At 39.8% G+C, this 10,003-nt stretch carries 7 protein-coding genes and 1 tRNA gene; 5 read left to right on the forward strand and 3 right to left on the reverse strand.

The window, feature by feature from the left end; translation table 11 throughout:
• The 3 genes from D6774_00265 to D6774_00275 form a co-directional block, all read left to right on the forward strand.
• Positions 1-2,034 (forward strand): DNA polymerase (locus D6774_00265; GenBank protein ID RME78698.1); only part of this gene is annotated, 2,034 nt, incomplete at its 5' end.
• 247 nt (positions 2,035-2,281) lie between these two features.
• Entirely contained in the window at positions 2,282-2,821 is a 540-nt protein-coding gene (locus D6774_00270; GenBank protein ID RME78699.1) for an inorganic diphosphatase, read from the forward strand.
• Between the two features lie 42 nt (positions 2,822-2,863).
• Positions 2,864-5,956, forward strand: a complete 3,093-nt coding sequence (locus tag D6774_00275; protein ID RME78700.1) for an isoleucine--tRNA ligase — start codon at positions 2,864-2,866, stop codon at positions 5,954-5,956.
• A 529-nt stretch (positions 5,957-6,485) separates the two neighbouring features.
• Here D6774_00275 and D6774_00280 read toward each other — a convergent pair.
• From D6774_00280 to D6774_00290, 3 genes are all read right to left on the reverse strand, one after another.
• A complete protein-coding gene (locus D6774_00280; protein ID RME78701.1) occupies positions 6,486-6,866 on the reverse strand; it encodes a hypothetical protein in 381 nt (126 codons plus the stop codon).
• Between the two features lie 80 nt (positions 6,867-6,946).
• Positions 6,947-8,782, reverse strand: a complete 1,836-nt coding sequence (locus tag D6774_00285) for an EAL domain-containing protein (GenBank protein ID RME78702.1) — start codon at positions 8,780-8,782, stop codon at positions 6,947-6,949.
• Between the two features lie 206 nt (positions 8,783-8,988).
• Positions 8,989-9,096 (reverse strand) — tRNA-Ser (locus tag D6774_00290).
• A gap of 52 nt (positions 9,097-9,148) precedes the next feature.
• On the opposite strand from D6774_00290, the gene D6774_00295 reads away from it, so the two are divergent.
• Positions 9,149-9,334, forward strand: coding sequence for a hypothetical protein (locus tag D6774_00295; GenBank protein RME78703.1), 186 nt, complete (start codon positions 9,149-9,151; stop codon positions 9,332-9,334).
• Between the two features lies 1 nt (position 9,335).
• Positions 9,336-10,003 (forward strand): hypothetical protein (locus D6774_00300; protein ID RME78704.1); only part of this gene is annotated, 668 nt, incomplete at its 3' end.

A 10,003-nucleotide genomic window follows, 5' to 3' on the forward strand; every position in this document is an offset into this window, starting at 1 on the left:
ACGCTGTGCACAGCAGAAGTAGAAAAACGCGTGGAAAACAGCAGAGTTACTTGTTACACTCTCAAATCAATTGCCCAACTTGATGATACCACCTACACGCAGCCCACACTACTCGCATTTGATATTGAAACATACAATCCAAACAAACAAATGTCAGATCCTGCCCAGCACCCCATTATCCAACTCTCGTTATACGGAGCAGGTTTTGAAAAAGTTATTACCTGGAAAGATGTTAACGGTTATGGTCCTAGTGTTGAAGTCGTTGAAAACGAAGAAGAACTTCTCAAAAAATTCGCACAGTACGTTAATGTAAAACAACCAGATATCCTCACAGGATATTTTTCAGACGGCTTTGATTTTCCCTATATTCTCAAACGCGCACAAAAACATAAAATAAAACTTGACATAAATCTTGATTATACTTCTCCTCGCTTTGGAAGAGGAAACCAATCCTCTGTTGAAATGACGGGGATCATTCACCTAGATATTCTTAATTTCATACGAAGAGTAACAAGGATGAATCTCAAAACAGATTCCCTTAAACTCGACGCTGTTGCACAAGAACTTTTAGGTGAGAAAAAAAACGAGATAGATATTGAAAACCTCGCAGAATATTGGGATAATTCAGATCCAAAACTAGCAGAATTTGCAAAATATTGTCTTAAAGACTCTCAACTAACATATGAAATCACCCAAATGCTTATGCCTAATATTGTGGAATTTGTAAAACTCATATCTTTGCCAATTGCCGATATTGTAAAGATGCGGTTTGCACAATTCGTTGAGTGGTACTTGATAAAACGTGCCCAAGAAGTAAATATGCTCATTCCAAACAAACCGGGAAGAACAACACTCTATGAGCGACAAGGACAACACGTTGAAGGCGCCTTTGTCTATGAACCCAAACCAGGCATTTATGATGATGTGGTAGTGTTTGATTTCCGATCACTGTATCCTAGCATTATCGTTGCACACAACATCTCTCCAGAAACACTCAACGCTCCAAGCGAACACAAAGAAATTGTGCCAGGGCATCCTGATATGTGGTTTGCAACAGACCGTGACGGGTTTTTCTCAACCATTCTTGAAGAGATCATGAATCGTCGTGGACGTATAAAAGCCATGATGAAAACTGCTGATGAAAAAAAGAAAAAACTACTTGATGCACGACAGTATTCACTAAAAATACTTCTTAACTCTTTTTACGGATATTTAGGTTTTTTTGGAGCGCGTTGGTACTCCAAAGAATGCGCAGCAGCAGTAACTGCTTATGGAAGATATCACATCCATCAAGTTATCAACAAAGCAGAAGCAGAAGGATTCAAAGTGATTTACTCAGACACCGATTCTATTTTCATAACTCTTGATGGTAGAACCTATGAAGAAGCCATGGACTTTGTTGACAGAATTAACGCAGAGCTTCCTGAAATGATGGAGCTTGAACCTGAAGGATTTTACAAAACAGCTCTTTTCGTCTCAGCACGCGGAGAAGAAGGGGGAGCGAAGAAACGCTACGCACTTTGTGATGAGCAAGGAAATGTTATCATCAAAGGATTTGAAGCGGTACGAAGAAATACCAGCTATATTGCAAAGGAAGTGCAAACTCAAGTAATTAAAACCCTTCTACGCACAAAGAACACTCAAGAAGCAACAAGCTACCTTAAAGAAGTCATTAAAAATCTGCGAGAGAAAAAAATCCCTAATGAAAAACTTGTTATCGTAACCCAACTCACAAAACCCATTGAAGACTATGCTTCAATTGGACCTCATGTCGCGGTTGCAAGACAGATGAGACAAAGAGGGGAGCGTGTTGAGCCTGGAAGTTTTATTAGATACATTGTGCGTCCTGGAAAAGGAAAAATCAGCGATAGGGTAAGCGTACCGGAACTTACTCCAGAAGGAGATTATGATGCGGAATATTACATTGATAATCAAGTCATTCCCGCAGTTGAGCGCATTTTTGAAGTGTTTAACATTGATGTAAAACAACTAGCTGATAAAAGAAATCAAAGCAGTTTACAATCATTTTTCTAAGCACCCCTGATTAACGCATGATGCAAACATGCAAACTCTCTGAGCACAATCTCAAAAACACAAGAAGCATATCAATGAACCATGCTAGCAATCGCACCCAGAACCCCGCATACTCAACCATGCAGAACACACGCAGATAAGAGCAGATACCATTTCGTGAAAAACAATCCCTTCCTAGCCTGTCCCCTTATAGCATACATACTACATACACAACCTTTAAAAACACCTTGTTTGCTCAGTTGCTTTTATGGTCTTTAACAGTTGGCACGATGTAGAAATTGGTGAAAACGCACCTCACGAAATAAACATGATTGTAGAGATTCCAAAAGAATCCCGTGTAAAATACGAACTTGACAAAGAGACAGGACTTATGATGCGTGATCGCGTGTTGTGGTCCGCTGTACATTATCCTGGTGATTATGGGTTTGTTCCTCAAACCCTCTGGGATGACGGAGATCCTCTTGATGTTGTAGTTATCACTTACGAACCTACCTTCCCAGGAACACTTTGTTCTGTGAAAGTAATAGGTGTTCTTCGCATGATTGATGATGGAGAGCGCGATGATAAAATCATCGCCGTACACGCAAATGATCCCCGATGCGCAGAGTGGGACGACATTGAACATATCCCGCAACACTTACTCAAAGAGATTAAGGAGTTTTTCGCAACCTACAAGCGTCTTCAAGGAAAAGAAGTTCAGGTCTTTGACGTATTCGGAGCAGAAGAGGCGAAAAAAGACGTAAAACGATCTCAAGAAATGTATGCGCAAAAATTCGGAACAAAGTAAGAGGGTGAACTTTTATAAACTCCCTCTATTCTATGCCCTCTTATGTCCAAGTACGATTTTGAACAAGTAGAGGAATCAGTTCTTACCTTTTGGGACGCTCAAAACATTAAGAAAAAACTTGAAGAGCGCAACAAAGGAGGAGAGAAATTTTACTTTCTTGATGGACCTCCCTACACCTCTGGTGCAATTCACCTAGGACATGCGTGGAATAAATCCGCAAAGGATCTGCTTCTTCGCTACAAACGAATGAGAGGTTTTGACGTTTTTGATCGTGCAGGGTACGATATGCACGGACTTCCTACTGAGAACAAAGTTCAAGCAGCTCATAACCTCGCATCAAAAAAAGACATTGAAAAGTTTGGAGTGGACAAATTTGTTGAGGCCTGTATTGCATTCTCTAAAGAAAAAGCAGATGCAATGGATAAAGACTTCAAACGCTTAGGTGTGTGGATGGATTTTGAAAACGCATACAAACCTATCAATAACTCCTACATGTCAAATATCTGGTGGCTTGTCAAACGTGCTCACGAAGAAGGTAGACTCTATGAGGGCAAGAAAACAATGATGTGGGATCCTGTTGGAGAAACCGCACTTGCAAAACATGAAGTGGTCTACAAAGAAGTTACTGATCAGGCAATTTTTGTTAAATTCAAAGTTGTGGGAACAGACAATGAATACCTCGTCATCTGGACCACAACACCTTGGACAATTCCCTTCAACTTAGCGATCATGGTTAACCCTGACATCACCTATGTAAAATGTGATGTTGATGGAGAACTATACATCGTAGCAAAAGATCTTGCAGAAGACTTTATAGTACACAGACTAAAAAAAGAACTTATCATCGTAGAAGAAGTTCGAGGAGTCGATCTTGAAGGACTCAAATACGAACATCCTTTTGCTGATAAAATTAATTATACTAGCATTGAAAAAGAGGCTCCTAAAACACACACCGTTGTACTCTCAAAAGAATACGTTACAACTCAAGCAGGAACAGGTCTTGTTCACTGCGCTCCTGGATGCGGTCCAGAAGACTATGAAGTGGGTCATGCAAACGGTCTTCCCGCATTCAATCTTCTTAAAGAAGACGGCTCATTTAGTGAGGAAGCAGGCGAGTTTAAAGGACTCAGAGCAAAAGAAGATGACAAAGAATTCATAAGCTTACTTGGAGATGCAGTACTTGCAAAACAAACATATCGCCACGACTATCCTTTCTCAGAGAGAACAAACGCACCAGTCGTTTTCAGAGCAACAACCCAGTGGTTCTTTCGCGTAGAGGATCTTAAAGAAAACATGATTGAAGCAAACAAGGATATTCATTGGGTACCTCAAAGTGGAAAAAATGCATTCAATTCATGGTTGGAAAATCTTCGGGATAATTCTATTACCAAGCAGCGTTATTTTGGGACGCCTGTTCCCATTTGGAAAAATGTAGACGATCCAAGCGATTACCTCGTCATAGGCTCTCAACAAGAACTTGAAGAACTCTCTGGACAAACTATTGAAAACCTGCATAAACCGTACATTGACGAGGTGATTATTGAAAAAGACGGTAAACAATACAAACGTATTCCTGATGTTCTTGATGTTTGGATAGATGCGGGATCAGCTTCATGGAATGCTCTTGACTATCCTCAAAGAAAAGATTTTTTTGAGAGATTTTTCCCTGCAGATTTTATTCTAGAAGGTAAAGACCAAATCAGAGGGTGGTTTAATCTTCTCATGGTTGCTTCCATGATTACCATGAAAAAACCCTCTTTCAAAAACGTGTATATGCACGGATTCATAACGGATTTTGAAGGAGAAAAAATGTCTAAATCTAAGGGAAACATTGTTTCTCCTTATGAGATCATAACAAAATATGGAGCAGATACTCTTCGTTATTACACTATTGAAATCACTGCTGGAGAAGATATGAGTTTTTCTTGGGATGAAGTAAAGCTCAAGTCAAGAAATCTCCAAGTATTGTGGAATGTTCATAATTGGCTTATTGATTTTGCTAAAACCAATAATTTCACTGTAACTGGAGAGCTTAAAGCAAATGTAGATGAACTTTTACAAAAATACATGATCTCCAAACTGTTCTCCACGATTCGAGATGTAACAGCACATCTTGAAAATTATGAACTTCACAGAGTTCCTCGCCTCATAGAGGATCTTTTTCTTGAACTCTCTCGCACCTACATCCAATTTGTAAGAGAGAAAAGTGTTCTTGGTACCCCTGAGGAAAAACAGGTTATTTTTGAAACGGTTCTTTTAACTCTTCTTGAAACGCTTAAAATGTTAAGCATTGTGTGTCCTTTCATTGCAGAACAGATGTATCTTAATCTTAAAGCTGTTTTTGACTTCCCTGAGGAGTCTATTACACTCTTTGAATGGCCTCGTGTTGAAGAAGCACTTATCGACGAGGAGATTGAAGAAGTCTTCTTTATTGGCGGTAAAATCATTGAGAGTATTCTTGCCTCACGCGAGAAAGCAAAGCTTGGTGTGAGATGGCCTGTTGGAGAAGTTGTTGTTGAAGGAGATGAACAAGTACGAAACGCAGCAACGCTAATGGCAGATCTTATCAAGACACAAACCAATGTGAAGAAACTCACTATTACCGACAAGTTTGATCAAGCAACAGAAGAAGTAAAACCTAACTTTGCTAAAATCGGACCGGAATTTGGAAAACTTGCAAGTAAAATAGTGGAACATGTGAATAGTCTTCGTCGCGAAGAACTCATGGTAAATGAAGATGAGCTTGTCCTTGATGTTGAAGGCCAGGAAGTAAGACTTACAAGAAATCATTTTATTTTTTCAAAGAACGTTCCTGACCAGTGGATTCTCGGAGAAATAAGAGGTGGTTTTACCTATCTTGACACGCTAAGAACGCACGAGCTTGATGCGGAAGGCTATGCAAGAGAAGTGATGCGTCGCATCCAATCTTTACGTAAAGAAGCAGGTTTGAGTAAGACTGATGAAATCTCACTTCAAATCTCAGGAGATTCTGAATTAATAGAGATGCTTAAACTTCACAAAGAGGTTATTAAGGAGAAGTGCGGGTGTTCTCAGATAAGCTTTGTTCCAAAAGTAGAAGCGCAACATTGTGCAACTGAAAAGGTCAAAGGACATGAATTCACTATTGGTTTCTAAGAGTTTAGCAATAGTGTTTATTCTTCTGATTCTTTCCTTATTTGTTGGTGTGATACTGGGCTTTGTTTCTTCCCTTGTGTTTTTTGCAGTTGCTGGATTGCTCTACGCGTATCTTTACTTTCAAAAAAAGTAGGAAAAGAAGAATGAGGAAGATTACTCTTCCTCTTCTAAATGATTAAGCTCGCCATATTTTTGTAGGTAGTGTTCTATGCGAGCTCGTTCTACATCTTTACGCAGTTCTTCTTGCCAGTTCATCTTATCCCCCTTGAACCTTTTTACAACACACTACGAAGAATCCCTGTACGGCTCATTGGAGAGATAAGGAAAAGAAGTATTTAGATGTTCTGATTTTATTTATAAACTGTACAGGAAGGGTTACAAAGATTCTATTGTTACTTAGGAAGAATAAAGATCTAGTGAAGCGTTTTCTTCAAGTTTTTTTAAACGCCGAAGCTTTTTGAGCACGCGTTCATAACGTTCTTTTTCCACTTCTTCTCGTAGTTCTGATGTCACAAAACACGCCTTCTTTTCACAGGTTTATTAATGTTAGGATGAAGAGCAAGAAATTCACCAAGTAGATGCTAAAACAGACGATGCAATACGTATGGAGTCGAAAAAGGAGAATGAAGAGAAGGTAGATGCTCATAAGAAACGCAATGTAAACCCCTATGACAAAAAGAGCGGGCATGTATACATAAGCAAGGGTCAAAGCAACATATCCGATAACACCAACCAATCCGTTGAAAGTTCCAAAGGTTCTAGCATAGGTGCTGGTGAATGCTTTTGAGCAGGAAATCGTGGGTGAGAAGTCGCAAAGAGGTTGGTATTTTCCTGAAGCGTTAAGACGATAATTAACAAACACTGCGTAGAGTGAGAGTAAGAGTCCGAACCAGAGTAGGATGAGTATCATAATAAACTCATTGACAAAAACAGATTATGTTCTTGTTTCTTTATAGGTATTGTAAGAGAATGTTTAGCAACTATAAATAGTTATGCGTTAAACTCAACAATTCTTCGCCCTGCTTTCTTGCGATACGTTGAGAGTTGCACTGGTCGTGAGATATAATTGCCTTGGAAATACTGCACTCCGAGACCTCTTAATTGTATGAGCATCTCTTCGCTACGAACACCTTCAACAATGAGCGGGTAGTCAAAGAGCGTACTTGCAGTAAGGATGAGCTGAACTTTTTTGAGACTTTGCTCATCAACAAGAATGTTTTTAGTCACTTCATGATCTATCTTGATATAATCGACAGGCAACAACAAACTATCAAGATTATTATTGCCTTTTCCAAAATCATCAAGAGCAACGCAGTATCCTTGTTCTCTTAAACGTTCAAGATTCTTGGGTAATTCTTCTCTTGAATGATCATAACCCCTCTCAGTAAGTTCAAGTACAATTTGTGATGGTCTTACCGCAGTTCCTTTACGATAGCTCTCTATCTCTTCAACAAATGCAGGATCTGCAATCATACGTTTGGGCATGTTAACGCTCATCCTGCTGTAAATTCCTCGTTTTGCAAGACTATCTAGATCTTGCAGAACTTGATGATACATGAACCAGTTAAGATGAGAAAATTCCCTCATTTTTGATGCTGTATTAATGAACTCTGCCGCTCGTCGAATCTTTCCATTCTTGTCTCGAATAGTCATAAGAGCCTCTGCTCCTTGAACAATACCGTCTCTATCAATAATCGGGTGGTAGAGTGGAACGATGCGCTCGGGTTCTCGTAATGCGAGAAGTGCAAGATCTTTTGATTCTTGTTCTGCGTGAAGTTTTCTTCGCAGGTCTTCATTAAAGATCTCAATCCCTCTTTTTCCGCTCTCTTTGACATGGTATTGTGCAAGATCGGCGCAACGCATAAGCTCTTCACTTGTCTTTGCATCTCGAGGATACACAGCAACACCAATGCTTGATGTGACCTGTACATTAATTCCCTCAACGGGTTGCTCAACAGTACGCAGTATGAGCTTTCCTACTTCGAGGAGATCGTTACGATCACTTAGTTTGCTGATTAGAGCATATTCATCTCCTCCAACATGCGCTACTAGCTCTTCATTTTGTAATTGTCGCTCAAGCCGTTTACTTATCTCAATAAGAAATCTATCTCCTTCTTGATGTCCGTAAGCATCATTGACTGTCTTGAAATTATCAAGATCAAGAAAGAAGACGGAAAATGACTCGCCAGTTCTTTCACTCTTCTTGATGGTGTGCTCAAGGCTTTGAGTGAACATGCGTTTGTTGGGAAGTTTGGTGAGGGGATGTGTGTTTGCAAGCATTGCAAGCTCTTTTTGACTTTGGCGTTTTGTTGCTTCATGTCGTTTGCGTTCGCTGATGTCATGTTTGATGACAACGTAATGCGTTACTTCTCCTTGTGTTCGTATAGAACTTGCAAGTGTCTCCAGGGTAACAAGTTCTCCGGATTTTGTTCTTGAAGTGACTTCAGCAGACCAGGTTTCCCCTTTTCGAATAGTTTCATAGAATTCTTGGTAGAATTCTTCAGGGTGTTCCCCTGATCGTAAGAGCTGTGCGGGACTCTTCCCAATGACTTCATGCTGTTCGTAACCAAAGACAGAGGTAAATTGAGGATTGACATAAACAAATTCTTGACGCTTTAAATCAACAAGTTCAATAATATCGTGACTCTGCTCAATGATGTGTGTAGCAAGGCGATAAAATGATTGCAGATCACTAAAGTCAAGATGTGCTCGCATCTCCTCCATACTGCTACGAGAGAAGTGTCTTGTGAAGTTGAAGAGATCGCGTAGGACGCTTCCGTTAGCAAGTGAATCTACAAGAGTTTCAAGAGAGGATTTTTTTGGCATTGTTTTTAAAACGGATAATGCAAACTTAATAAAGCGTTGACAGAAAAAAGAGGAGGATTTCTTATTTCTTTGAACAACTGTTAAAGAAAATGGCGCCACCGCCCGGATTTGAACGAGACAACCCCAAGCAAAGCTTGGTGAGCTCAGGCTTACGCCTTCGTATCCGTGAGGAAACCTCACTCCTGTTCTATTACTGTTGAAGAAAATGGCGCCACCGCCCGGATTTGAACCGAGATATCCGTGAGGAAACTGGATCGCTTGTCCTGAAATCGAGGTTTCAAGTCCAGCGCAATACCAGGTTATGCGACGGTGGCAAGTGATGATGGATTCTTTAAAGTTTATTTATAAAGGTTCTTATAATATGGGATGAGGTATATTCTCCAATATACATATCAAAATTGCGAAAATATGCTCTTTCTTTATAAATATCTTCGAAAGATTTATATAATAGTTCTTATCAAATATATAAAACTTGTGCCATCACTGGTGCAGGAAACTAGTAAATTTAAAAAGCAATCGCTTGGGGTGGTGTTGCTTTTTAGGAGCTTTTAATATGGCTGAAATGGTAAAAAAATGCGAAGAATGTGGTTCTATCAACCTCTTCGTCAATCACGAAAAAGGAGAAGTTATTTGCCGAGACTGTGGTCTCGTAGTAGAAGAAAAACTAGTAGATTTCTCACAAGAATGGAGAGATTTTGACTCTGATGTGTCAGAATCCAAACGCCGAACAGGCGCCCCTATGACCTACACACAGTACGATCAGGGACTAGGAACAGAAGTAGGTCAAAAAGCAGATCTCTATAAACTCGGATCAAAAGACAAAAACAAGTTCTTCAGATTAAGAAAATGGCAATACCGTATATCAACAGCAATTGAGAGAAACCTTAAACTTGCTCTTGCAGAACTTAAACGAGTCTCATCAATTCTCAAACTTCCCAAATCAGTTGAAGAAGAAGCGGCAAGAATCTACACACTTGCCGTTCAAAGAGGACTTGTACGCGGAAGATCAATGGAGTCCGTCGTAGCAGGATCACTCTACGCTGCTTGCAGAAGACACGAAGTACCACGAACCCTTGATGAACTCTCAGAAAGCTCAGGTATTGACAAAAAAGAAGTAGGAAGAACCTATCGTTTTGTTACTCGTGAGCTTGGCATTAACATTTTGCCTTCAAACCCTGCTGATTACATTGCACGTTTTGCATCATCGCTTAAACTCTCAGC

It is taken from the genome of Candidatus Woesearchaeota archaeon (assembly GCA_003695435.1).
GTDB lineage: Archaea > Nanobdellota > Nanobdellia > Woesearchaeales > UBA11576 > J101.